Origin of the sequence: Erwinia persicina, from assembly GCF_014838825.1 — a bacterium.
Taxonomy (GTDB): domain Bacteria; phylum Pseudomonadota; class Gammaproteobacteria; order Enterobacterales; family Enterobacteriaceae; genus Erwinia; species Erwinia persicina_A.
Window position 1 is genome coordinate 304,731 of the sequence record NZ_JACYMO010000003.1, and the last position, 22,763, is coordinate 327,493.

Below are 22,763 nucleotides of genomic sequence, written 5' to 3' on the forward strand. Positions count from 1 at the left end.
AAACGTGGGAATCTCCGAGATGCCGCCGCAGGCTGTAACCCTTGAACCCATGGTTCAAGGTGAGTATGCCGTCGTAACCATCAGGCTTCTCGGACGAACCGAGCTTGCGCACAGGTTACAGAGCGTCACACTCTGTTTGGTATTAATTATCGGCTCAGGGGACGGGCCCGCTTGCAAACATCTCAGAGAATTTTTTACTTCACCGTCACTGTATCACAGCTAACGTTGAAGTGTTATTCGAACTTCGCACCCGTACGTTCAGTTATGCGACCTTGCTCAAGCAATGCCTGTTCAATGGTCTGTTGCAGCATCCGAATTCGTTGTTCCATGTTCGACGCATAGTCACGGGTTTTGACTTTTTCCTGCGCCAGTTCATGGCAAATGTTCAGTGCAGCAATAAATACCAGTTGCTCGGTATTAGTGACTCTAGTGCGAACTTTTAAGTCTTGCAACCGTTGATTGAGGTCTTCGGCAGCCAGATTCAGCGCATCTTGCTGTTCGGGCGGACAATTTACTCTTAATGAACGGCCAAAAATTTGAATATCTACCGGTTGTGCAGACATGCCACCTTCCTGACTGATTACTGCGCCCGCCATCACCCTTACCGCTCAGGGCTTGGGAGGGGCGCTACTATAACTACCCCTAATATAAGAAACAACCCCTTTCTGGAATCGTTGAGGCACCTGGTGGTAGCATACCACGAACTTAACCAGCCAACGACGAACAAAACCCATGTCACTAACGAACATTATGCCGGGCTACAACACGCTGGCTTCAGTACTGACGCAGCAGGGCGTAGGAATGACCCCTGCCGAGATGCATGGCCTGATCAGCGGATTGATCTGCGGCGGCAACCATGACAGCAGCTGGCAAACGCTGATGCACGACCTGACTAATGAGGGTATGGCGTTTTCGCAAACGCTGGCGCAACCCCTGCAGGAGATGCACGAAGCGATTGGCAACACGCTGGAAGATGAAGGCTTCCTGTTCCAGCTTTACCTGCCGGAAGATGACGACATCACCGTTTTTGATCGTGCCGATGCGCTGGCAGGCTGGGTGAACCATTTCCTGCTTGGCCTGGGCGTTGTACAGCCAAAAATTGGGCAGGTGAAAGGGGAAACCGGAGAAGCCATCGACGATCTGCGCACCATTGCCCAGCTGGGTTATGATGAAGATGAAGATCAGGAAGAACTGGAACAGTCGCTGGAAGAGGTGATTGAGTACGTGCGCGTGGCTGCACTGCTGTGTCATGACACCTTTACCCGCGCTGTTCCGACCAATGTCGTGATGAAAAAGCCGACGCTGCACTAACCCGCGGTCAGTCAGGCCGCTCGTGGTGATTTAACGGAACAGCATTCAGGAGGTCAAATGACCCAGCAGGAGTTTTTGCGCCGTCGTCAGGCGCTGTTAGCGAAGATGGCCCCGGCAAGCGCGGCGGTTATTTTTGCCGCCCCGGAAGCAACGCGCAGTAATGACAGTGAGTATCCGTATCGGCAGAACAGTGATTTCTGGTATTTCACGGGTTTTAACGAACCCGAGGCGGCGCTGCTGCTGATCAAAAGTGCGGATAACCACAGCCACAGCGTCTTGTTTAATCGCGTACGTGATCTTACCGCTGAGATCTGGTTCGGCCGCCGTCTGGGCCAGGATGCTGCGCCAGAAAAGCTGACGGTCGACCGGGCGCTCCCCTGGGGAGATATTGGCGAACAGCTGCACCTGCTGCTGAACGGGCTGGATGTGGTTTATCATGCGCAGGGGCAGTATGCCTTCGCTGACACCATTGTCTTCAACGCGCTGGACGTGCTGCGTCGGGGGTCGCGACAGAACCTGTCTGCGCCCGCGACGCTGACCGACTGGCGTCCGTGGGTCCACGAGCTGCGTCTCATTAAATCACCTGAAGAGCAGGCCGTGCTGCGCGAAGCCGGGCGAATCAGTGCGCTGGCACATACCCGCGCCATGCAGAAAGTCCGTCCCGGAATGTATGAATACCAGCTCGAAGGGGAAATTCATCACGAATTTAACCGTCACGGAGCGCGCTTCCCGTCCTACAACACCATTGTGGGCGCGGGGGATAACGGCTGTATTCTGCACTACACCGAAAACGAGAGTCAGATGCGTGACGGCCAGCTGGTGCTGATTGATGCCGGGTGCGAACTGCAAGGCTATGCCGGGGATATAACCCGTACCTTCCCGGTGGGGGGGAAATTTACCGCGCCGCAGCGTGCCCTCTACGATATCGTGCTGGCCGCTCTGCATCGTTCACTGGCGCTTTACCGTCCGGGTACCAGCATCCGTGAAGTGACGGCGGCAGCGGTGGAAGTGATGGTCACGGGGCTGGTTAAGCTGGGCATTCTGCACGGTGATGTCGACGTCCTGATCGCAGAAAATGCGCACCGACAGTTCTTTATGCACGGACTGAGCCACTGGCTGGGGCTGGACGTGCACGATGTCGGCCATTACGGCGTCGACCGCGATCGTCTGCTCGAACCCGGCATGGTGCTGACCATTGAACCCGGCCTGTATATTGCCCCGGATGCCGATGTGCCTGCTGAGTATCGTGGTATTGGTATACGTATTGAAGATGACATCATTATCACCGCAGAGGGTAACGAAAACCTCACGGATACGGTGGTGAAAGATGCCGATGATATTGAAGCATTAATGGCAGCAGCGAAACGCTCATGAGCATAATTATTGCAGGCGGGGGGATGACTGGCGCGACGCTGGCGCTGGCCATCTCACATCTGACACAGGGGCAGCTGGCGGTGACGCTGGTGGAAGGAACCGAACCCGCCAGTCGCACACATCCGGGCTTCGATGGCCGGGCAATTGCGCTGGCGGAGGGGACCTGCCAGCAGCTGGCGGCAATTGGTCTCTGGCCACTGCTGGCCTCCGCCGCGACGGCCATCACCGATGTGCATGTTAGCGATCGCGGTCATGCCAGCTTTGTCTCGCTGACTGCGGCCGATTACGGCGTGTCGGCGCTGGGCCAGGTGGTTGAGTTGCATGAAGTGGGCCAGCGGCTGTTTTCCCGCCTGAAAAAAGCCCCGGGAGTGACCCTGCGCTGCCCGGATAAAGTCGCCAGTGTCGAACGTACCCGGGATCGGGTGAGCGTGATACTGGAAAGTGGTGAGCGGCTGTCGGGCGATCTGCTGGTCGCGGCAGACGGTTCGCACTCCCGGGTCGCTGCGGCCTGCGGTGTCCAGTGGCAGAGTGAGGACTATCAGCAGGTCGCCGTGATTGCCAATGTGTCGACGCAGGTTGCCCATCAGGGGCGTGCGTTTGAACGTTTTACTGAATTCGGCCCGCTGGCGCTGTTGCCGATGTCCGCTGGCCGCAGTTCGCTGGTTTGGTGCCATCCTCTGGCACAAAAAGATGCAGTGGACCGCTGGAGTGACGATCGCTTTATCGCTGAATTGCAGCGTGCCTTCGGCTGGCGGCTGGGCCGCATTACGCAGGTGGGCCAGCGCGACAGCTATCCGTTACGGCTGCAAACCGCCTCGCAGCATATTGCTCACCGGCTGGCGCTGGTTGGCAATGCCGCACAGACTCTGCACCCGATCGCGGGGCAGGGGTTTAATCTGGGGATTCGGGATGTCATGTCGCTGGCCGAAACGCTGGCAGCGGCCTGGCGTGCCGGACGCGAAACAGGCGCTTACGCCACCCTGCAACACTATCAGCAGCGCCGGCAGCCGGATGCACAGGCAACGATTGGTATTACCGACGGGTTGGTCCGACTGTTTGCTAACCGTTATACGCCGCTGGTCGCAGGGCGAAATCTGGGACTGATGGCGATGGATCATCTGCCGCCATTACGTAATTTGCTTGCCGAGCGCACGCTGGGCTGGGTTAAGCGTTGAGGAGAAAGCAGTCATGCAAACCTATGATGTGATCATCGCCGGTGGCGGAATGGTCGGACTGGCAGTGGCCTGTGGCTTACAGGGCAGCGGCCTGCGCATCGCCGTGCTGGAGCGTGAAGCCCCGCAGGTGCGTGATACCAGCGCGCCCCCGGCGTTACGCGTGTCTGCGATTAACGCCGCCAGCGAACGGCTGTTGCAGCACCTTGGCGTCTGGGATGCCATCCTCAGCGCACGGGCCAGCGCCTATCACGGCATGGAGGTGTGGGATCGCGACAGCTTCGGGCGCATTGTGTTTGACGATGAGCAGCAGGGTCTGGCCCATCTCGGGCATATTATCGAAAACGCGGTGATCCATCAGGCGCTGTGGCAGCGGGCAGAGAGCCTGAGCGATATCACGCTGATAGCGCCTGCGGAACTGCAGCAGGTGGCATTCGGTGATAATGAAGCCTTTGTGACGCTGCAGGATGGCAGCATGATGACGGCCCGCCTGCTGGTGGCGGCAGACGGTGCCAACTCCTGGCTGCGTAACAAAGCCGATATCCCGCTGACTTTCTGGGACTACCAGCATCATGCGCTGGTGGCGAATGTTCGTACGGAACAGCCGCATGAGTCGGTGGCCCGTCAGGTGTTTCATGGTGACGGTATTCTGGCGTTCTTACCCCTGAGCGACCCGCATCTCAGCTCTATCGTCTGGTCGCTCCCGCCGCAGGAGGCAACTCGTCTGCAGGCGATGCCGGAAGCGGTATTTAACCAGCAGCTGTCGGTGGCTTTCGACCTGCGCCTGGGGCTGTGTGCGGCAGAAAGTGAACGTAAAGCTTTCCCGCTGATGGGCCGCTATGCGCGTAATTTTGCCGCGCATCGTCTGGCGCTGGTGGGGGATGCTGCACATACCATTCATCCGCTGGCCGGGCAGGGCGTTAACCTCGGCTTTATGGATGCGGCAGAGCTGATCGGTGAAGTGAAGCGCCTGCAGCAGCAGGGTAAAGACATTGGTCAGCACCTGTATCTGCGGCGCTACGAGCGCAGCCGTAAACACAGTGCCGCAGTGATGCTGGCCAGTATGCAGGGGTTCCGCGAGCTGTTTAACGGTAACAATCCGGCGAAGAAACTGCTGCGAGATGTGGGGCTGGCGCTGGCCGATACCCTGCCCGGCGTGAAGCCACGGCTGTTAAAGCAGGCGATGGGACTGCACGATCTGCCTGCATGGCTGCGGTAAGCCACCACAGGAAAGGGGGAGCGCTTCGCTCCCCCTTTTTTTTAACCAGGCGGCCTGTCGGCGACGCTGCGCGTCTCTGGTGCAATCGCTGCCTCTTTTTTGCCCGTCGTTTGAAAAATTCTAATCTTACCCTCTCCTTCGCATTACTTTTTATAATGTTACCTGCTGCTGGTCTTAGCCTTTTTACGTCGGGTGCCTGTTTGAGCTGTATGTTTAAACCAGGTTTGCGGCAATGAATTGCCATTTCTGTGTGTAATAACGCATTTTTTTAGTGAAAAAAACCAGAAAATCAACGGTGCCCCATTTTGATGCGGGGCAGATTCGACCTCGTTTATCTTATGGTTAAATGACGAGTTCGGTGGTAAGTTCATAGTGAAGGTAACGATTGCGTCGGCCGTCCCGGGCGGTAAAAGACGCGCGTCAGCAACCGACTCAGGCACAGGAAAACTATGGTTCAGCAAAGCGAGATTCAGCAAACCCCGTTGTTTGAACAGCACCAGGCCAGTGGTGCCCGTATGGTCGATTTTCATGGCTGGATGATGCCGCTTCACTACGGCTCTCAGATGGATGAACATCACGCGGTGCGCAAGGATGCCGGGATGTTTGATGTTTCCCACATGACCATTGTTGATCTGCACGGTGTCCGCACCCGCGAGTTTCTGCGCTATCTGCTGGCCAATGATGTCGCCCGCCTGACCCAGCCAGGCAAAGCGCTCTACACCGCCATGCTCAACGCTTCTGCCGGGGTGATAGACGATCTGATTGTTTACTTTATGAACGAAGAGTTTTTCCGACTGGTGGTCAACTCTGCCACCCGAGAAAAGGATCTGGCGTGGATAGGTGAGCATGCGGTGGCGTTCGGCGTTGAGCTGATCGAGCGTGACGATTTGGCGCTGGTGGCAGTGCAGGGCCCCAATGCCCAGCAAAAAGCGCAGACACTGTTTAATGACCAGCAGCGTCAGGACGTCAGCGGCATGAAGCCGTTCTTTGGCGTGCAGTCAGGGGATCTCTTTATTGCCACGACCGGTTATACCGGGGAGGCAGGCTACGAAATCGCCCTGCCCAACGAACAGGTCGCCGGGTTCTGGCAGCAACTGCAGGCCGCCGGGGTGAAACCCGCCGGACTGGGCGCACGCGATACGCTGCGTCTGGAGGCCGGTATGAATCTGTATGGCCAGGAAATGGATGAGAGCATCTCACCTCTGGCAGCCAATATGGGCTGGACCATCGGCTGGGAACCCGCAGATCGTGAATTTATTGGCCGTGAAGCGCTGGCGTTTCAGCGTGAAAAAGGCACCGATCAGCTGGTGGGGCTGATCATGACCGAAAAAGGCGTACTGCGTAACGAACAGCCGGTTCACTTCAGCGATGCCGCAGGCAACCAGCTGGCAGGCGTCATTACCAGCGGTTCATTCTCGCCGACGCTCGGGTGCAGCATTGCTCTGGCACGCGTCCCCGCCGGAATTGGCGAACACGCCGTGGTGCAAATCCGCAACCGTGAAATGCCGGTTCGCGTCACCAGGCCCGTTTTTGTCCGCGCCGGAAAACCGGTAACGAAGTAATCTTTTGGAGAGCAATTTAATGAGCAATGTACCAGCCGAATTGAAATACCGTGACAGCCATGAGTGGGTGCGCAAAGAAGCTGACGGCACCTATACCGTGGGCATTACCGAACATGCGCAGGAGCTGCTGGGAGACATGGTCTTTGTTGACCTGCCGGACGTAGGCAACACCTACAGCCAGGGCGAAGACTGCGCAGTAGCGGAGTCCGTCAAAGCCGCATCGGATATTTATGCGCCCCTGAGTGGCGAGATCGTGGAAGTGAACAGCGGGCTGGATGCTGAGCCTGAACTGGTTAACAGCTCTCCGTATACCGATGGCTGGCTGTTCCGCATTAAAGCCACGGATGAGACCGAATTTGAGACGTTGTTAGATGCCGCAGGCTACCAGGGAACAATTGAATAACAGCCCGCTCACTTGTCATTTCGGGACTGGCTCTCTGCCTGTCCCGCCTCTTTGTGCCTGATGCAGGATTGACCACCCATGACCCAGAAACTCAGCCAGCTTGAACACCACGGTGCATTTATTGAGCGCCATATCGGCCCTTCGCAGGAACAGCAGGATGCCATGCTCAACGCCATCGGCGCGACGTCGCTGGCCGAACTGATTGCCTCGATTGTGCCTGCCGACATCCAGCTTCCCAGCCCGCCTGCGGTAGGCGATGCGCTGACGGAGCACCTGGCGCTGGCCGAGTTAAAGGCGATTGCGTCACAGAATCAGCGTTACAAATCCTTTATCGGCATGGGCTATACGCCGGTGCTGACGCCTCCGGTGATCCTGCGCAATATGCTGGAAAATCCCGGCTGGTACACCGCGTATACCCCTTATCAGCCAGAAGTGTCTCAGGGGCGTCTGGAAGCCCTGCTGAACTTCCAGCAGCTGACGCTGGACCTGACCGGACTGGATATTGCCTCCGCCTCCCTGCTGGACGAGGCGACGGCCGCTGCAGAAGCCATGGCGATGGCAAAACGCGTCAGCAAGCTCAAAAATGCCAACCGCTTCTTTGTCGCTGACGATATTCATCCGCAGACGCTGGATGTGGTGCGCACCCGAGCGGAAACCTTCGGCTTTGACGTGCTGGTGGACAAAGCAGAGAAAGTGCTGGAGCTGGACGATGTGTTTGGTGTGCTGTTGCAGCAGGTCGGCACCGGGGGGGAAGTGCACGATTATACGGACCTGATCTCCCGGCTGAAAAGCCGCAACGTGGTGGTCAGCGTGGCGGCCGATATGATGTCGCTGGTACTGCTGCAGGCACCGGGCCAGCAGGGAGCTGATATCGTCTTCGGTTCTGCCCAGCGCTTCGGCGTGCCGATGGGCTACGGTGGGCCTCATGCCGCCTTCTTCGCCGCCCGCGATGAGCACAAGCGTTCAATGCCTGGCCGAATTATTGGCGTATCCCGCGATGCGGCAGGGAATATCGCGCTGCGTATGGCAATGCAGACGCGTGAACAGCATATCCGTCGTGAGAAAGCGAACTCCAACATCTGTACCTCACAGGTATTGCTGGCCAACATCGCCAGCCTCTACGCGGTATTCCACGGGCCGGCTGGCCTGAAGCGCATTGCCAGCCGCATTCACCGGCTGACCGATATCCTGGCGCAGGGATTACAGCAGCGCGGCCTGAAACTGCGCCATGACACCTGGTTCGATACCCTGACCGTGGAAGTCAGCGACAAAGCGGCGGTACTGGATCGCGCCCTGAGCTTCGGTATGAACCTGCGCAGCGATATTCTCAATGCGGTGGGTATCACTCTGGATGAAACCACCACCCGTGAAGACGTAGTGGCGCTGTTCTCGATCCTGCTGGGAGAGGAGCACGGCCTGAATATTGATGCGCTGGATAGCGATGCCAGCGCCATCCCGTCAGCGATGATCCGCACAGCACCGATCCTGACTCATCCGGTATTTAACCGTTATCACAGCGAAACCGAGATGATGCGCTACATGCACAGCCTGGAGCGGAAAGATCTGGCGCTGAATCAGGCGATGATCCCGCTGGGGTCGTGCACTATGAAGCTGAATGCAGCGGCAGAGATGATCCCTATCACCTGGCCGGAGTTTGCAGAACTGCACCCGTTCTGTCCGGCAGAGCAGGCGGGCGGTTACCTGCAGATGATTGGCCAGCTCTCGCGCTGGCTGGTCCAGCTGACCGGGTATGACGCACTCTGTATGCAGCCCAACTCTGGCGCCCAGGGTGAATATGCAGGTCTGCTGGCGATACGCCGCTATCACGAAAGCCGTAACGAAGGGGGACGTCACATCTGTCTGATCCCTGGCTCGGCGCACGGCACTAACCCGGCCTCGGCACAGATGGCGGGGATGACCGTTGTGGTGGTCGCCTGTGACAAACAGGGCAACATCGATCTGCACGATCTGCGTGTGAAAGCCGGACAGGCGGGTGAAGCCCTCTCCTGCATCATGGTGACTTACCCGTCCACGCACGGCGTCTATGAAGAGACGATCCGTGAGGTGTGCCAGATCGTTCATCAGTTCGGTGGACAGGTATATCTGGACGGAGCCAACATGAATGCGCAGGTGGGGATCACCACGCCGGGTTACATCGGGGCGGATGTCTCACACCTTAACCTGCATAAAACCTTCTGCATCCCGCACGGCGGCGGTGGGCCGGGCATGGGGCCGATTGGCGTCAAAGCTCACCTTGCCCCCTTTGTACCGGGCCACAGTGTGGTAGAGATTGAAGGCATGCTGAACGGCCAGGGTGCAGTATCAGCAGCGCCGTTTGGCAGCGCGTCGATCCTGCCGATCAGCTGGATGTATATCCGCATGATGGGCGCTGAAGGTTTGAAACAGGCCAGCTCAGTGGCGATCCTCAATGCCAACTACATTGCGCATCGTCTGCAGTCGGCCTATCCGATCCTTTATGCCGGCCGTGATGGCCGGGTGGCGCACGAATGTATCCTGGATATTCGGCCGCTGAAAGAGCAGACCGGTATCAGTGAGCTGGATATTGCCAAGCGCCTGATCGACTACGGTTTCCATGCGCCGACCATGTCATTCCCGGTGGCGGGTACGCTGATGGTGGAGCCAACCGAATCGGAAAGTAAGGTCGAACTGGATCGCTTTATTGATGCGATGCTGGCTATCCGCAGTGAAATTGATCGGGTGGCAGACGGCGAGTGGCCGCTGGAAGATAACCCCCTGGTCAATGCACCGCATACTCAGATGGAAATCGTCGGCGAGTGGGGCCATCCTTACAGCCGTGAACTGGCGGTATTCCCGGCAGGCAGCGCGAATAAATACTGGCCCACGGTGAAACGCCTGGATGATGTTTACGGCGACCGTAATCTGTTCTGCTCCTGCGTACCGATGAGCGAATACGAGTAACCTTTCGCGTTATCGCCCGCGTGGGTTATGTCGGGGCTGACCTTCTTTTGTGGTCAGCCCTTTTTTATGGGAGAGACGAGATGAACATCGCATTAGTCACCGGCGGCAGTCGGGGCATTGGTCGTGCGACAGCGATTCTGCTGGCCCGACAGGGCTGGCGGGTCGCGGTTAACTACGTGCATCGTACCGCTGAGGCGGAGTCGGTGGTGGCAGAGATCGGACGACAGGGCGGCAGCGCTTTTGCCGTGCAGGCGGATATTGCGGACGAAGCTCAGGTCGTGGCGATGTTTGCTGATATTGACCGCCAGCCGGAGCCGCTGAAAGCTTTGGTCAATAACGCCGGCATCCTCTTTCAGCAGGCCACACTGGAGCAGTTAACCGCAGAGCGTATTAACCGGGTCTTTGCCACCAACGTCACCGGCTGTTTTATCTGCTGCCGCGAAGCGGTGAAACGCATGGGGCACCATTACGGCGGCGGCGGAGGGGCGATTGTTAATGTCTCCTCGGCAGCGTCGAGAACCGGTGCGCCGGGGGAATACGTCGATTATGCCGCGTCAAAAGGGGCAATGGATACGCTGACCCGGGGACTGTCTCTGGAGGTGGCCGCGCAGGGCATCAGGGTTAACGGCGTCCGTCCCGGATATATCTATACCGATATGCATACTGACGGGGGCGAACCGCAGCGGGTGGACCGCCTGGCCTCTGCGATCCCTATGCAGCGCGGCGGGCAGCCCGGGGAGATTGCCAGTGCGATTGCCTGGCTGCTGAGTGACGAGGCATCCTATATTACCGGCACGTTTATTGATGCGGCGGGCGGCCGTTGAAAGGAGCGAACAAAACGTCTTTTTTGGCGCAGAGGTTGCCCCTGATTTCTGATACAAAGGCTGACCTGCTTTTTTGGTCAGCCTGCCGTGGGTTTCTGGCCCTACAGTAGCCAGCCCTGCGCATGTGCGCAGTCCAGGTGCTGTTCCAGGTACTGCCATAACTCAGGCCACTGCTGCGCCAGCGCCACATTACGCGCCTTCACCTGTGTCAGGTGGATGCCGTTCTCTTTCCAGCTCTGCCCCTGATTGTGCAGGTTAAGCATGATAGGCAGCGCGCGGTCCAGCATATTGGCAAAGCGCGACTCTGCGGTGTCTCCCGCCTCGTACTCGTCCCACAGCGCACGGAAATGCTCACCCTGCGCGCCCGGCAACAGGCCAAATATACGGCGTGCCGCAGCAATTTCTTCCGCCTGAATCGCATCACGGGCGGCAGTGTCATAAACCATCACATCACCGGCATCGATCTCGACCACGTCATGCACCAGCGCCAGCTTTATCACATGCGGGACGTCTATCGGGGCCGGGGAGAAGGGGGCCATACTCATAACCGCCATGGCCAGATGCCAGCTGTGTTCTGCCGAGTTCTCCTGGCGCGTATTATCGAGCAGCCGGGTACGGCGCTCCACGCTTTTAAGCTTGTCGAGCTCCATTAAAAACTGCACCACTTCCGTCATCGCGCCGAAATCTAAGGCTGCTACCCTGTCTGACATCGCTGTCTCACTTATCGCTAAAAAAGGTGTCCGTATTGTAAGGTAAACGATTGCGTATTTCGCGCAGGAATGTGCGTGCAGGATGTCGCAGTATATTTTAGCTTACATGTGTACTCTGAAATTATTCTCAGTTACGCTAGGTCTGATGAGATTTCCGTCATGGCATTTTGTGATGGTGGTGGCGGGTAAACCGGGGACAGTAATTGATTATGGTGAAGCAAAAAGTACCGACGGCAGGCTATTCCGTCGCAGAAGAGTGGGCGAACAGCATCAGCCACGGACTCGGCTGCCTGCTGGGGATTATTGGTCTGGTGCTGATGCTGGATCAGGCGATTAATAACAACGCGGGGACGCTGGCTATCGTCAGCTACAGTCTGTACGGCGGCAGCATGATCCTGCTGTTTCTTGCCTCGACGCTCTACCACTCAGTACCGGGTGAACGGGCTAAATTCTGGCTGAAAAAACTCGACCATGCCGCGATCTATCTGCTGATTGCCGGAACCTATACGCCGTTCCTGCTGGTGGGGCTGCGGTCGCCGCTGGCACACTGGCTGATGGTGGTGATCTGGGGGCTGGCGTTGGTCGGGATTATCTTCAAGCTGGTGTTTGCTCACCGTTTTGAAGCCATCTCCCTGATCACCTATATGCTGATGGGCTGGCTCTCAGTGATTGTGCTGTATCAGATGGTAATGCGCCTGCCTGCGGGCAGCGTATGGCTGCTGGCCGCAGGCGGGATCACCTATTCCCTTGGGGTGATTTTCTACGTGTCGAAACGTATCCCTTACAATCATGCCATCTGGCACGGTTTCGTGCTTGGCGGCTCTTTCTGTCACTTCCTGGCGATTTATCTCTACGTGAGGTAGGTGGCAGCGCCCCGCTCATCCTGCAGCGATATCGTAGGGCAGCGGCCGTATGGCTAACTGCCCACCCTCATCGCCCTGCACGCGCAGAACCGTGTCCGGCTCCAGGTCGTTATTCATCACCGCCTGCACCCAGACCTCACCGTTGTCCAGCTGGCAGGCCGCCAGAATGGTTCCGGTGCGACGCCAGTTTTCACCCATCTTCATTTCCAGCGCGCCGTTGGCTGCCGGGACGGTACCCGCTTTACCTGCCAGCCAGTAGAGCGCACGTTTATTTGCGCCACGGAACTTAGCCCGCGCCACCATCTCCTGTCCGGTATAGCAGCCTTTTTTAAAGCTGATGGCATCCAGTGCCTGCAGGTTGGTGGCCTGCGGGATCAGCTGGGCGCTGGTCTCGCTGTCAATCACCGGAAAACCGGCTTCAATATCCAGCGCCAGCCACTGTGAGCTGTCGGTCAGCTGTGCGGCGTCCGCTAGTGCGGTACGCAGCGCTTCGGCTTTTTCTGCGCTGGTAACCACTAAAAAACGCTCGGCGGGCCGGTCGAACCACAGCAGGGTGCTCTCGCCATCCTGCACCACCTGCGTCTGTGCGTCAGGCAGGGCGCTGAACAGATGGGTCAACGCGGCCCTGGCCTGAAAACCGGCTACGCCCAGCAGGACGGACTCATCATCGGGCGTCAGGGCAACTTTGGCAAAGACCGCATACTTTTTCAGCTCTGCCAGCTGGTTATCACGCAGGCTGCGGCGCTCAATAAAGGCCAGTCCGTCGGCGCGGTGGAACAGGCGCAGATTGCTCCACATCTTTCCTTTTGCATCACAGTGCGCAGCAGGGCGGTGCTGATCGGCAGCCAGGGCGGCCACATCCAGGGTGACCTGCCCCTGCAAATAGCTGACACGATCGGCACCGGTAGCCGTCACCAGCGCCCACTCTTCCAGTGACATCAGGGTCAACGGCAGACGCGCCGAGGCAGTGGGTTGACGTGGCGGGAAAGAAATCGTCGGCATAATTCAGTCCTAAAGTCAGCAAGGGATGAAAATTTGTTTCTCATGTTAAAAGAGCCGCCCGGCTTTGCAACCTGTTTCCGGAAATTGCGGCACAAAACGTGTGATAACCCTGCAACCTATGTCGCTGTTTTGTGTCGCAGCCCGCAGGGGAAAAATTGCTGCATCAACAGTGAAGCAAAAAAGCGGTACACTGAGCGCCCTGTTTGGTTAACCGACGCAGAGTGACATGGATATTACAAATAAATCTCGAATTCACTGGGCATGCCGTCGCGGTATGCGTGAACTGGATATCTCTATCATGCCGTTTTTTGAGTATGAATATGACTCGCTCAACGATCAGGATAAACGACTTTTCGTTCGCCTGCTGGAGAGTGACGATCCCGATCTGTTTAACTGGCTGATGAATCACGGCGAACCGGCCGATGACGAGTTAAAACGCATGGTCGCCCTGATCCAGCACCGAAACAGAGAACGTGGTCCGGTGCCACTGTAACCTGCGCATTTCGCGGCATGCGCAGGGTATCTCCCTGCTGCTGCACGGTGGTGTGATGCTGGTACTGCTGCTGGTGCCCTGGCCGGCGAGTGCCTCGCTGGCAAAAGTGGCCCTGCTGTTGCTGACGCTCAGGGAGTGCCTGCGCAGCCGTCGCCGTACCCGGCGCTGGCAGGGGCTGTTTGTCTTGCTGAGTGGTCAGCGGGTCCAGTGGCAACAGGCACAGTGGCAGCTGGTTTCACCGCCGTGGATGACCCGTCAGGCCGTGCGTCTGTCATTACGGGATAGCCAGGGGCGGCATAAGCGGCTGTGGCTGTTTGCCGATGGCATGGATAACAGCGAATGGCGGCTTTTACGCCAGCAATTGCTGAGTAAAAAGGAATGGCGTGATGAGTAGCGCGACCCTGTGGCTGGTAGAAGATGAAGCAGCCATTGCCGATACCCTGCTGTATATGCTGCAGCTAGAGGGATTTTCTACCCGCTGGTTTCCACGCGGGATGCCAATGCTGGACGCATTGCAGCAGGAAGTGCCCGATCTGGTGATCCTTGATGTCGGACTACCGGATATCAACGGTTTTGAGCTGTGTCGCCGTCTGCTGGCGAGCCAGCCCGATCTGCCCGTGCTGTTCCTTACCGCCCGCAGCGAAGAAGTTGATCGCCTGCTGGGGCTGGAGATTGGGGCGGATGATTACGTCGCTAAACCTTTTTCGCCGCGTGAAGTCTGTGCCCGGGTGCGTACTCTGCTGCGTCGTTTGCAAAAACAGCAGCGCATTGCACAGTCGCCAAAGTATAACGTTGGTCACTTTACGCTGGATGAAGCCTCCGCCCGCGTGGAGTGGTGCCAGCAGCCGCTGGCCCTGACGCGCTATGAATATCTGCTGCTGAAAACCCTGTTGCTGTCCCCCGGGCGGGTTTTTTCCCGGCAGCAGCTGATGAATCTGGTATGGAAAGAGGCGGAAGATAGCTTTGACCGTACCGTCGATACCCATATTAAAACGCTGCGCGCCAAGCTGCGTGACATCAATCCACATGAGCAGGTGCTGCTGACGCATCGCGGCCTCGGCTACAGCCTGGTGGCTGGCTGATGCGCATCGGGATGCGTTTGCTGCTGGGTTATTTTCTGATCGTTGCCGTGGCCGCGTGGTTTGTGCTGAGTATCTTTCTTAAAGAAGTTAAACCCGGCGTGCGGCGTGCCACCGAAGGCACACTGGTGGATACCGCCACGCTGCTGGCACAGTTTGCCCGGGCCGATATTCTCAGCGGCCAGCCGCAGAACGGGCAGCTTGCCGCCGCTTTTTCACAGCTGCGCGGCTATCCGGTCAGGGCGGATATTAGCGGCATCGCCAAGCGTCGTAATGAGTACCGTGTCTATCTGACCGATGAGAAAGGCAGGGTGTTGTTCGATTCTGCGGGTGTTGCCCTGGGCCAGGATTATTCCCGCTGGAACGATGTCCTGCTGACCCTGCGGGGTGAATACGGCGCACGTAGCTCGCGCAGTAATCCGGATGATGATGCCAGTTCCGTGATGTATGTCGCGGCACCGGTGCGTGACGGTGCCAGGCTGCTGGGGGTCCTCAGCGTCGGTAAGGCCAACAGCACCATGGTGCCGGTGATCCGCCGCAGTGAACGTCGCATCCTGTGGGCAGGGGCGGCGCTGCTGGGGATCGCGCTGCTGATCGGTCTGATTTTTGTGCTGTGGATAAACCGTTCCGTGGGGCGTCTGGTGCGTTACGCCGACTCGGTCACTCAGGGAGAGGCTCTGCCCCTTCCCGCCATGAACAGCAGTGAGTTGCGCAAGCTGGCACAGGCGCTGGAAAGTATGCGTCTGAAACTGGAGGGTAAACGCTATATTGAGCATTATGCTCATGCGCTGACCCACGAGCTGAAAAGCCCGCTGGCGGCGATCCGGGGGGCGGCAGAGATTCTGCATGAATGCCCCCCTGCGGCGGTGGTTCAGCGCTTCTCGGCCAATATCCTGCAACAGAATATCCGGATGCAGCGGCTGATTGACAACCTGCTTCGCCAGGCAACGCTGGAAAACCGTCCGGAGATCCAGCGGCAGACCGTCAGCCTGCTGCCGCTGGTCACGGGACTGTGCGACAGCCGGGCGGTTCAGGCTCAGGGCAAACGACTGACTTTTGATGCTGACGCACTGGAGGGGCTGTCCGTTCGGGCAGATCCGCTACTGCTGGAGCAGGCGCTGGCCAATTTACTTGATAACGCCCTTGATTTTACGCCGCTGGCGGGAGAGGTTCGTATTGAGGTTAGCCAGAGTGCGGACGAAATGATTTTTCAGGTGCTGGACAGTGGCAGCGGTATTCCTGACTATGCACTGCCTCATATTTTCGACCGGTTCTATTCGCTGCCGCGCAGCAATGGTGAAAAGAGCAGCGGACTGGGGCTGGCCTTTGTCCGCGAAGTGGCGCGACTGCATCAGGGGAGCATCACGTTAACCCCCCGGGCGGAAGGTGGCGTCTGTGCGCAACTAACGATAAAAAATAACGCCTGACTTCACCGTCTCTTCACATAACTTCATTTTCTCCCCATTCAGAGGGGCTATCTTCTGCGTCATACACACAGGAGAATCGCCCATGAATAAATCCCCCGTATTATGGAAAATGTTAACGCTTATCGGCTGCCTGTTACTGCTGCTGGTGCCGCTGAGTATGCTCAGTACATTGATCACCGAGCGCAGCGTATGGCGCGACAACGTGGCAGACAAGCTCAGCCAGAGCACCAGCGGTCCGCAGCGCCTGTTCGGGCCGCTGATTGCCATTCCCTGGAGCGAAATCGTCACGGAAATGCGTGAGGGAAAGGAGGTCACGGTAAAGGTCACCCATCTGCGCTATTTTCTGCCTGAAAGCCTGAAAGTGACGGGCGATCAGAAGGTGGAAGAGCGCAAGGTTGGCATTTACAAGGGGCAGGTCTGGCGCACGGGGGTCAACATTAATGCCACCTTTAATCGGGATCAGCTGGCCGATATTACCCGTCCTGGGGTCACTCTGGGCGATCCGCTACTGGTGATGGGCGTTGGCGACCCACGCGGGATCAGCAGCGTGACGTCGCTGAATATTGGCGATAAGCAGTTCGATTTCCAGCCGGGTAGCCAGCTTCCGGGCAATAGCGAAGGGTTACACGTTGAGCTGCCGCCAGAAGTTTTACAGGAGAAAAGCCTGGCGCTGAATTTCTCGCTTAAACTGCTGGGAACACAGAAGCTGGAAGTGGTGCCTCTGGGTAAAAACAGCACCTTTGATCTGAAGAGCAACTGGCCGCATCCGGGCTTTACCGGCAGCTTCCTGCCGGAACAACGCCAGATCACGCCTGAAGGTTTTACGGCGCGCTGGCAGAGCAGCTGGTTTGCTAACAACATCAACTCGCTGGTGCGGGATGATTTTACCGTGAGTACAGAAACGCTCCCGGCCTTCAGCGCGATGGTGGTCAATCCGGTTGACCAGTATCAGCTGACCCAACGGGCGGTAAAATATGCCATTCTGCTGATCGGTCTGACCTATATGGCGTTTTTCCTGTTTGAAACGCTGACCGCACTGCGCGTTCACCCGATGCAGTATCTGCTGGTGGGGCTGTCGCTGGTGATGTTCTTCCTGGTACTGCTGGCGTTGTCTGAGCATATTGGCTTCAACCTGGCCTGGCTCACCGCAAGTCTGACCTGTGCAGCGATTAACGGCTTCTACCTGCAGGCGGTATTGCAGGGATGGCGGCGCAGCCTGCTGTTCGTCGGCGGTGTACTGGCGCTGGATGCGGTACTGTGGCAGCTGTTGCAGTCGGAAGACAGCGCGCTGCTGCTGGGCACCGGCGTGTTGATGGCGGCACTGGCGGCGGTGATGGCGCTGACGCGTAATATCGACTGGTACCGGCTGTCCGCAGCGGCTAAACCGCAGGAAAGTAGCGAAGCAGGGCAGGACGGGAAGGGACGTTTCGGTCTGTGGAAATAAGCGGCTGAACATGACAGGGCGGACCGTGACAGACGGTTCGCCCTTGCGCAGGGGCCGGTCATTACGTCGACCGGCCCTTTTGCATTATGGGCCAGGATTACAGCAGTTCGGCCATCTCCGTCAGGATCTGTTCACACCACTGTGCAATGCGTTCGTCAGTCTGCTCAAACTGGTTAATATCATCCAGCGCCAGGCCGACAAACTGCTTCCCGTCGGCGGTCAGCGGTTTTTTACTGGTAAACTCATAGCCTTCCAGCGGCCAGTAACCGACAAACTGCACGCCCAAGGGAGCCAGTACCTCATGCAGCATCCCCAGTGCATCCAGGAACCATTCGCTGTATTCCCCCTGGTCCCCCATACCGTAAAGGGCCACTACCTTGCCCTGTAAATTTAGCTGCGGCAGCGCTGTCCAGATTGCTTCCCAGTCTTCCTGCAGTTCGCCAAAATCCCAGGTCGGAATACCCAGGATCAGCAAATCGTAGTTTTCCATCAGCGCCGGAGGATCGTCTTTCAGGTTATGCAGTGTGACCAGATCGTCGCCGATAAAGTCACGGATCTTCTCGGCGGCCATCTCGGTGTAACAGGTACTGGATCCATAAAACAGACCAATATTCATGGTAGTGGCACTCATTTTTCCTAAAGTCTGCCGGCGATTATATCAGAAGCAGGCAGGAATAAGGCATAATGGGCGCACTTTGTACGGCAGTGTGATATGTCATCGTGCTGTTTTTAAAGCATTAAATGGGTTTTAGTCGCGCACTCAGCGTCATGATAACGGCAGACTGGAGAGGTTGAGGTGCAGGATAACGATCTGATTGAGCAGTTTCTTGATGCACTGTGGATCGAGCGCAATCTGGCGCAAAATACCGTGGCGTCTTATCGTCTTGACCTGCGTTCACTCTGCGGCTGGCTGGCGCATCAGCAGCTGTCACTGCTGACGGTAGACGCGGTGGCGCTGCAAGGCTTCCTGGCGGAACGGCTTGAGGGGGGCTATAAGGCCACCAGTTCGGCACGCCTGCTCAGTGCTATGCGCCGTCTGTTCCAGTATCTCTACCGTGAAAAGCAGCGGGCGGACGATCCCAGTGCGTTGTTATCGTCGCCCAAGCTGCCGCAGCGCCTGCCGAAGGATCTGTCTGAGGCGCAGGTGGAAAGACTGCTTCAGGCTCCCTGCCTTGACCAGCCCATTGAGCTGCGCGATAAGGCGATGCTGGAGCTGCTTTACGCCACCGGGCTGCGCGTGACCGAGCTGGTGGGTCTGACTCTCAGTGATATCAGCCTGCGGCAGGGGGTGGTGCGTGTCATCGGCAAGGGAAATAAAGAGCGGCTGGTGCCGATGGGCGAAGAGGCGGTTCACTGGATCGAACAGTTTATTGAGTATGGCCGCCCGTGGCTGCTTAACGGCCAGACGCTGGACGTGCTGTTTCCCAGTAACCGTGCGCAACAAATGACCCGGCAAACTTTCTGGCATCGCATTAAACATTACGCCACACTGGCGGGCATCGATAGCGCAAAACTGTCACCGCACGTGCTGCGCCATGCGTTTGCCACCCATCTGTTGAACCACGGCGCAGATTTGCGTGTCGTACAGATGCTGTTAGGTCACAGTGATTTATCGACCACCCAGATTTACACGCACGTAGCGACCGAACGACTGCGCCAGTTACACCAGCAGCATCATCCACGTGCCTGATTGATATAAAATACAGCCCGCTTAGTGAGGCTATAAGGACATGAAATGAAGAAGCACTACCTGTTACTTTCGGGACTCATCGCGCTGGCCAGTGGACTGGCTCATGCCGACGATGCCGCCATTAAACAGTCGCTGAGTAAGCTGGGCTTACAGCAGACCGAGATCCAACCTTCGCCGCTGCCTGGTTTTAAAACAGTATTGAGCGAAAGCGGTGTGCTGTACGTTACCGACGATGGTAAACATTTTGTACAGGGTCCTCTCTATGACGTCAGCGGCAGCCAGCCGGTCAACGTCACCAATCAGCTGCTGGAAAAGAAAGTGGAAGCACTGAGCAAAGAGATGATCGTGTATAAAGCGCCAAAGCAGCAGTATGTGGTGACGGTCTTTACCGATATTACCTGTGGCTATTGCCGCAAACTGCACGAGCAGATGGCCGACTACAACGCGCTGGGGATCACCGTGCGTTATCTGGCCTTCCCGCGTGAAGGGCTGAACGGCAACGTGGCGAAAGAGATGAAATCGATCTGGTCTGCGGGTGACCCCCATAAAGCCTTTGATGCGGCGATGAAAGGCGAAGCCGTGTCACCGATTGATGGCAAAATCGATATTGGTCAGCAGTATAAATTAGGCGTGCTTTACGGCATTCAGGGCACCCCGGCGATGCTGCTGGAAAACGGGACGATGATCCCGGGTTACCAGAGCCCGCAGGATCTGAAAAAATTCCTCGACAGCCAGAAAAACGGCGGCTGATTTGGTGAATCGTAAAACTGAACTCCGTCGCCGTAAGGCGACGGACGCTGCTGCACTTCCTGCCGATCTTCACCCGCTGTTACATCGTCTCTATGCCCGCCGGGGGATACAGCAGGCCAGTGAGCTGGAGCGGGGGGCGAAATATCTTCACCCCTTCCAGTCGCTGAGTGGTATTCAGGCGGCGGTGACTGTTCTGCAACAGGCGCTGACCGATAACCTCTGCATTATGATTGTCGGTGATTTCGATGCCGATGGTGCCACCAGCACCGCGCTGACGGTGCTGGCACTGCGCAGCATGGGCGGGCAGAACATTAAGTATCTGGTGCCAAACCGTTTTGATGACGGCTACGGTCTGAGCCCGGAAGTAGTCGAGCAGGCCGCCGCCCGCGGTGCCCAGCTGATCCTGACGGTGGATAACGGTATCTCGTCACACGCCGGGGTGGCGCTGGCCAACGAGAAAGGCATTGCCGTGGTGGTGACCGATCACCACCTGCCGGGGGAGACACTGCCGGAGGCGGCGGCCATCGTTAACCCTAACCTTGCAGACTGTGATTTTCCCTCCAAGTCGCTGGCGGGCGTAGGCGTGGCGTTTTACCTGATGCTGGCGCTGCGCGCCCGGCTGCGTGACAGCGGGGTGACAACGCTACCCAATCTGGCAGAGCTGCTGGATCTGGTGGCGCTGGGTACCGTGGCCGACGTGGTGCCGCTGGATGCCAACAACCGCATCCTGGTCTGGCAGGGACTGAGTCGTATCCGGGCCGGTAAGTGCCGTCCGGGGATCCGGGCGCTGCTGGAAATTGCTAACCGCGATGCGCGTCAGCTGGCCGCCAGTGATCTGGGATTTGCCCTTGGGCCGCGTCTGAATGCCGCAGGAAGGCTGGATGATATGTCGGTCGGCGTGGCGCTGCTGCTGAGTGAAGATTTGGGCCAGGCGCGAATGCTGGCCAGTGAGCTCGATGCGCTGAATCAGACGCGTAAAGAGATCGAGCAGGGAATGCAGTCCGAAGCCCTCGCCCTGTGTGACCGGTTGGAAAGCACCAGTGAAGCGCTGCCGTTGGGCATCGCTATGTACCATCCTGAGTGGCATCAGGGGGTGGTCGGTATTCTGGCCTCCCGTCTGAAAGAGCGGTTTAACCGGCCAGTGATTGCCTTTGCACCGGCAGGGGACGGGACGCTGAAAGGGTCGGGGCGTTCGATCGCCGGGCTGCACATGCGCGATGCGCTGGAGCGTCTGGATACGCTGAATCCGGGGCTGATCATTAAGTTTGGTGGTCATGCCATGGCAGCCGGTCTGTCGCTGGAAGAGGCTAACTTTGAGCGCTTCCGTCAGTGTTTTGCCGAACTGGTAGGGGACTGGCTTGATGCCGAATCCCTGCAGGGCATCGTCTGGTCTGATGGCGAACTGATGGCCCAGGAGCTGACGTTACCGACGGCCGAGCTGCTGCGCGAAGCAGGCCCGTGGGGGCAGGCGTTCCCGGAGCCGACGTTTGACGGCAAGTTCAGGCTGCTACAGCAGAAGCTGGTAGGTGAACGCCACCTGAAAGTAATGATTGAGCCGCTGGGCGGCGGGCCGCTGCTGGACGGCATCGCGTTTAACATTGATACGACGCTGTGGCCCGATCCGAGTGTCAGGCAGGTGGAGCTGGCCTACAAGCTCGATGTCAATGAGTTCCGTGGTAACCGTACCGTGCAGCTAATTATCGAGCATCTCTGGGCGCTGTAGCCTGCCCGTACGGCAGAGGAAACAGCGGGCTGACCAAAACAGAAGGTCAGCCCGGGCCTTATCCCGGCCGGCGGCTTAATGCCAGCCTGGCAGCAAACAGCAGAAATACCGTGCCGGTGGTGCGGTCCAGCCACTTCACCACCTTCTCACGCTTCAGCACGCCGGAGAGCTTACGCGTGCTGCCAATCAGTAGTGATGACCACAGCGTGCCCAGTACCACATGGATCAGCACCAGCCCGAACGTCCATAGCACCGGCGAATGCCCGGTTGGAATAAACTGCGGCAGGAAAGAGACATAGAAAATCCCCACCTTGGGGTTCAGCAGGTTGCCAAAAAAGCCGCGCAGGAACGCGTTCTGAGATCCTGTTGCCAGCGCCGCATCACCCATCTTTGTCCGCGGTTTCAGCAGCATTTGCACGCCCAGCCAGGCAAGATACGCGGCCCCGCACCACTTCAGCAAATTATACGCCAGTTCAGAGACGGCAATCAGCGCTCCCAGACCAAAAGCCACCGCTACCGCCCAGGCCAGACACCCGGCATTAATCCCCAGCTGTGCCTGAATCGCTTTTTTCGTTCCCTCCACGGCAGAGGTACGCAAAATCAGCGCGGTATCCAGCCCCGGGGTAAGGGTGAGCAGGGTGGCAGCGAAGGTAAAGGCCAGCAGGGCATCGGTCACGGACATATTCAGACTCCACTTGGTAAGGCGTTCCGGGGGACGGGCACTGAACAGGCAATGCGCGTTCAGTGCTACAAACTGTGCGCTATTTCGGTTAAACT

Annotated in this window: 22 protein-coding genes and 1 other RNA gene; 17 read left to right on the top strand and 6 right to left on the bottom strand. The window is 57.8% G+C overall.

Annotated elements, in window-relative coordinates; all coding sequences use genetic code 11:
* Positions 1–7: 7 nt before the first annotated feature.
* Together ssrS and zapA are read right to left on the bottom strand one after the other, a co-directional pair.
* Positions 8–192: non-coding RNA, 6S RNA (gene ssrS, locus IFU29_RS10585), on the bottom strand.
* A gap of 41 nt (positions 193–233) precedes the next feature.
* On the bottom strand, positions 234–563 hold the full coding sequence (zapA, locus tag IFU29_RS10590) for a cell division protein ZapA (protein WP_062744299.1): 330 nt from the start codon (positions 561–563) through the stop codon (positions 234–236).
* Between the two features lie 169 nt (positions 564–732).
* On the opposite strand from zapA, the gene IFU29_RS10595 reads away from it, so the two are divergent.
* The 8 genes from IFU29_RS10595 to IFU29_RS10630 all read left to right on the top strand — a co-directional run bounded on the left by IFU29_RS10595 (position 733) and on the right by IFU29_RS10630 (position 10,805).
* On the top strand, positions 733–1,311 hold the full coding sequence (locus IFU29_RS10595) for a YecA/YgfB family protein (RefSeq protein WP_062744298.1): 579 nt from the start codon (positions 733–735) through the stop codon (positions 1,309–1,311).
* Between the two features lie 57 nt (positions 1,312–1,368).
* Entirely contained in the window at positions 1,369–2,685 is a 1,317-nt protein-coding gene (gene pepP / locus IFU29_RS10600) for a Xaa-Pro aminopeptidase (RefSeq protein WP_191933901.1), read from the top strand.
* Positions 2,682–3,860 (top strand): 2-octaprenyl-6-methoxyphenyl hydroxylase, encoded by a 1,179-nt coding sequence (gene ubiH / locus IFU29_RS10605; protein ID WP_191933902.1) that lies wholly within the window; start codon positions 2,682–2,684, stop codon positions 3,858–3,860. Before pepP ends, ubiH begins: the two co-directional genes overlap by 4 nt.
* A 13-nt stretch (positions 3,861–3,873) precedes the next feature.
* Entirely contained in the window at positions 3,874–5,076 is a 1,203-nt protein-coding gene (ubiI, locus tag IFU29_RS10610) for an FAD-dependent 2-octaprenylphenol hydroxylase (RefSeq protein ID WP_191933903.1), read from the top strand.
* Between the two features lie 449 nt (positions 5,077–5,525).
* A complete protein-coding gene (gene gcvT / locus IFU29_RS10615) occupies positions 5,526–6,638 on the top strand; it encodes a glycine cleavage system aminomethyltransferase GcvT (protein ID WP_191933904.1) in 1,113 nt (370 codons plus the stop codon).
* Between the two features lie 19 nt (positions 6,639–6,657).
* Positions 6,658–7,041: a glycine cleavage system protein GcvH gene (gene gcvH, locus IFU29_RS10620; RefSeq protein ID WP_191933905.1), complete on the top strand. Its 384-nt coding sequence runs from the start codon at positions 6,658–6,660 to the stop codon at positions 7,039–7,041.
* 78 nt (positions 7,042–7,119) lie between these two features.
* Positions 7,120–9,981, top strand: a complete 2,862-nt coding sequence (gcvP, locus tag IFU29_RS10625; RefSeq protein ID WP_191933906.1) for an aminomethyl-transferring glycine dehydrogenase — start codon at positions 7,120–7,122, stop codon at positions 9,979–9,981.
* An 80-nt stretch (positions 9,982–10,061) separates the two neighbouring features.
* A complete protein-coding gene (locus IFU29_RS10630; protein ID WP_191933907.1) occupies positions 10,062–10,805 on the top strand; it encodes an SDR family oxidoreductase in 744 nt (247 codons plus the stop codon).
* Positions 10,806–10,906: 101 nt separating this feature from the next.
* Here the strand turns inward: IFU29_RS10630 and IFU29_RS10635 are convergent, their stop codons facing one another.
* The gene (locus tag IFU29_RS10635) at positions 10,907–11,515 is read right to left on the bottom strand and encodes an HD domain-containing protein (RefSeq protein WP_191933908.1); all 609 of its coding nucleotides are present in this window, start codon (positions 11,513–11,515) and stop codon (positions 10,907–10,909) included.
* 209 nt (positions 11,516–11,724) lie between these two features.
* On the opposite strand from IFU29_RS10635, the gene trhA reads away from it, so the two are divergent.
* On the top strand, positions 11,725–12,378 hold the full coding sequence (gene trhA, locus IFU29_RS10640; protein ID WP_191927638.1) for a PAQR family membrane homeostasis protein TrhA: 654 nt from the start codon (positions 11,725–11,727) through the stop codon (positions 12,376–12,378).
* Positions 12,379–12,393: 15 nt separating this feature from the next.
* Here the strand turns inward: trhA and ygfZ are convergent, their stop codons facing one another.
* Positions 12,394–13,380, bottom strand: coding sequence for a tRNA-modifying protein YgfZ (gene ygfZ, locus IFU29_RS10645; protein ID WP_191933909.1), 987 nt, complete (start codon positions 13,378–13,380; stop codon positions 12,394–12,396).
* 226 nt (positions 13,381–13,606) lie between these two features.
* Here ygfZ and sdhE point away from each other — a divergent pair, with 226 nt between their 5' ends.
* The 5 genes from sdhE (at position 13,607) to creD (ending at position 17,823) form a co-directional block, all read left to right on the top strand.
* Positions 13,607–13,873: an FAD assembly factor SdhE gene (sdhE, locus tag IFU29_RS10650; protein ID WP_191933910.1), complete on the top strand. Its 267-nt coding sequence runs from the start codon at positions 13,607–13,609 to the stop codon at positions 13,871–13,873.
* Positions 13,854–14,267: a protein YgfX gene (locus IFU29_RS10655; RefSeq protein WP_191933911.1), complete on the top strand. Its 414-nt coding sequence runs from the start codon at positions 13,854–13,856 to the stop codon at positions 14,265–14,267. The genes sdhE and IFU29_RS10655 overlap by 20 nt, the downstream gene beginning before the upstream one ends.
* A complete protein-coding gene (creB, locus tag IFU29_RS10660) occupies positions 14,260–14,955 on the top strand; it encodes a two-component system response regulator CreB (protein ID WP_191933912.1) in 696 nt (231 codons plus the stop codon). The genes IFU29_RS10655 and creB overlap by 8 nt, the downstream gene beginning before the upstream one ends.
* Positions 14,955–16,379: a two-component system sensor histidine kinase CreC gene (creC, locus tag IFU29_RS10665; RefSeq protein WP_191933913.1), complete on the top strand. Its 1,425-nt coding sequence runs from the start codon at positions 14,955–14,957 to the stop codon at positions 16,377–16,379. The genes creB and creC overlap by 1 nt, the downstream gene beginning before the upstream one ends.
* Positions 16,380–16,461: 82 nt before the next feature.
* Entirely contained in the window at positions 16,462–17,823 is a 1,362-nt protein-coding gene (creD, locus tag IFU29_RS10670) for a cell envelope integrity protein CreD (protein ID WP_191927641.1), read from the top strand.
* Between the two features lie 97 nt (positions 17,824–17,920).
* On the opposite strand, the gene fldB is transcribed toward creD, so the two are convergent.
* Complete coding sequence (gene fldB / locus IFU29_RS10675; RefSeq protein ID WP_191934052.1) at positions 17,921–18,439, bottom strand: flavodoxin FldB; 519 nt, start codon at positions 18,437–18,439, stop codon at positions 17,921–17,923.
* Between the two features lie 180 nt (positions 18,440–18,619).
* On the opposite strand from fldB, the gene xerD reads away from it, so the two are divergent.
* From xerD to recJ, 3 genes are read left to right on the top strand one after another with little or no spacing between them, the layout of a single operon-like run.
* Positions 18,620–19,513, top strand: a complete 894-nt coding sequence (xerD, locus tag IFU29_RS10680) for a site-specific tyrosine recombinase XerD (RefSeq protein WP_191933914.1) — start codon at positions 18,620–18,622, stop codon at positions 19,511–19,513.
* A 45-nt stretch (positions 19,514–19,558) separates the two neighbouring features.
* Positions 19,559–20,263 carry a bifunctional protein-disulfide isomerase/oxidoreductase DsbC gene (gene dsbC / locus IFU29_RS10685; RefSeq protein WP_191933915.1) on the top strand — a complete coding sequence of 235 codons (705 nt, stop codon included), beginning with the start codon at positions 19,559–19,561 and terminating at the stop codon, positions 20,261–20,263.
* Positions 20,264–20,267: 4 nt separating this feature from the next.
* Positions 20,268–21,986, top strand: coding sequence for a single-stranded-DNA-specific exonuclease RecJ (gene recJ / locus IFU29_RS10690; RefSeq protein ID WP_191933916.1), 1,719 nt, complete (start codon positions 20,268–20,270; stop codon positions 21,984–21,986).
* Positions 21,987–22,044: 58 nt separating this feature from the next.
* On the opposite strand, the gene IFU29_RS10695 is transcribed toward recJ, so the two are convergent.
* The gene (locus IFU29_RS10695) at positions 22,045–22,668 is read right to left on the bottom strand and encodes a LysE family translocator (protein ID WP_191933917.1); all 624 of its coding nucleotides are present in this window, start codon (positions 22,666–22,668) and stop codon (positions 22,045–22,047) included.
* Positions 22,669–22,763 lie beyond the last annotated feature (95 nt).

Excerpts from the sequence above, each read along its gene's own strand:
- ygfZ (WP_191933909.1), bottom strand. The coding sequence starts at position 13,380 with ATGCCGACGATTTCTTTCCCGCCACGTCAACCCACTGCCTCGGCGCGT.
- zapA (WP_062744299.1), bottom strand. The coding sequence starts at position 563 with ATGTCTGCACAACCGGTAGATATTCAAATTTTTGGCCGTTCATTAAGA.
- IFU29_RS10630 (WP_191933907.1), top strand. The coding sequence starts at position 10,062 with ATGAACATCGCATTAGTCACCGGCGGCAGTCGGGGCATTGGTCGTGCG.
- gcvP (WP_191933906.1), top strand. The coding sequence starts at position 7,120 with ATGACCCAGAAACTCAGCCAGCTTGAACACCACGGTGCATTTATTGAG.
- trhA (WP_191927638.1), top strand. The coding sequence starts at position 11,725 with ATGGTGAAGCAAAAAGTACCGACGGCAGGCTATTCCGTCGCAGAAGAG.
- pepP (WP_191933901.1), top strand. The coding sequence starts at position 1,369 with ATGACCCAGCAGGAGTTTTTGCGCCGTCGTCAGGCGCTGTTAGCGAAG.
- creD (WP_191927641.1), top strand. The coding sequence starts at position 16,462 with ATGAATAAATCCCCCGTATTATGGAAAATGTTAACGCTTATCGGCTGC.
- dsbC (WP_191933915.1), top strand. The coding sequence starts at position 19,559 with ATGAAGAAGCACTACCTGTTACTTTCGGGACTCATCGCGCTGGCCAGT.
- fldB (WP_191934052.1), bottom strand. The coding sequence starts at position 18,439 with ATGAATATTGGTCTGTTTTATGGATCCAGTACCTGTTACACCGAGATG.
- IFU29_RS10635 (WP_191933908.1), bottom strand. The coding sequence starts at position 11,515 with ATGTCAGACAGGGTAGCAGCCTTAGATTTCGGCGCGATGACGGAAGTG.
- gcvT (WP_191933904.1), top strand. The coding sequence starts at position 5,526 with ATGGTTCAGCAAAGCGAGATTCAGCAAACCCCGTTGTTTGAACAGCAC.
- sdhE (WP_191933910.1), top strand. The coding sequence starts at position 13,607 with ATGGATATTACAAATAAATCTCGAATTCACTGGGCATGCCGTCGCGGT.
- ubiH (WP_191933902.1), top strand. The coding sequence starts at position 2,682 with ATGAGCATAATTATTGCAGGCGGGGGGATGACTGGCGCGACGCTGGCG.
- gcvH (WP_191933905.1), top strand. The coding sequence starts at position 6,658 with ATGAGCAATGTACCAGCCGAATTGAAATACCGTGACAGCCATGAGTGG.
- creC (WP_191933913.1), top strand. The coding sequence starts at position 14,955 with ATGCGCATCGGGATGCGTTTGCTGCTGGGTTATTTTCTGATCGTTGCC.
- ubiI (WP_191933903.1), top strand. The coding sequence starts at position 3,874 with ATGCAAACCTATGATGTGATCATCGCCGGTGGCGGAATGGTCGGACTG.
- IFU29_RS10595 (WP_062744298.1), top strand. The coding sequence starts at position 733 with ATGTCACTAACGAACATTATGCCGGGCTACAACACGCTGGCTTCAGTA.
- IFU29_RS10695 (WP_191933917.1), bottom strand. The coding sequence starts at position 22,668 with ATGTCCGTGACCGATGCCCTGCTGGCCTTTACCTTCGCTGCCACCCTG.
- creB (WP_191933912.1), top strand. The coding sequence starts at position 14,260 with ATGAGTAGCGCGACCCTGTGGCTGGTAGAAGATGAAGCAGCCATTGCC.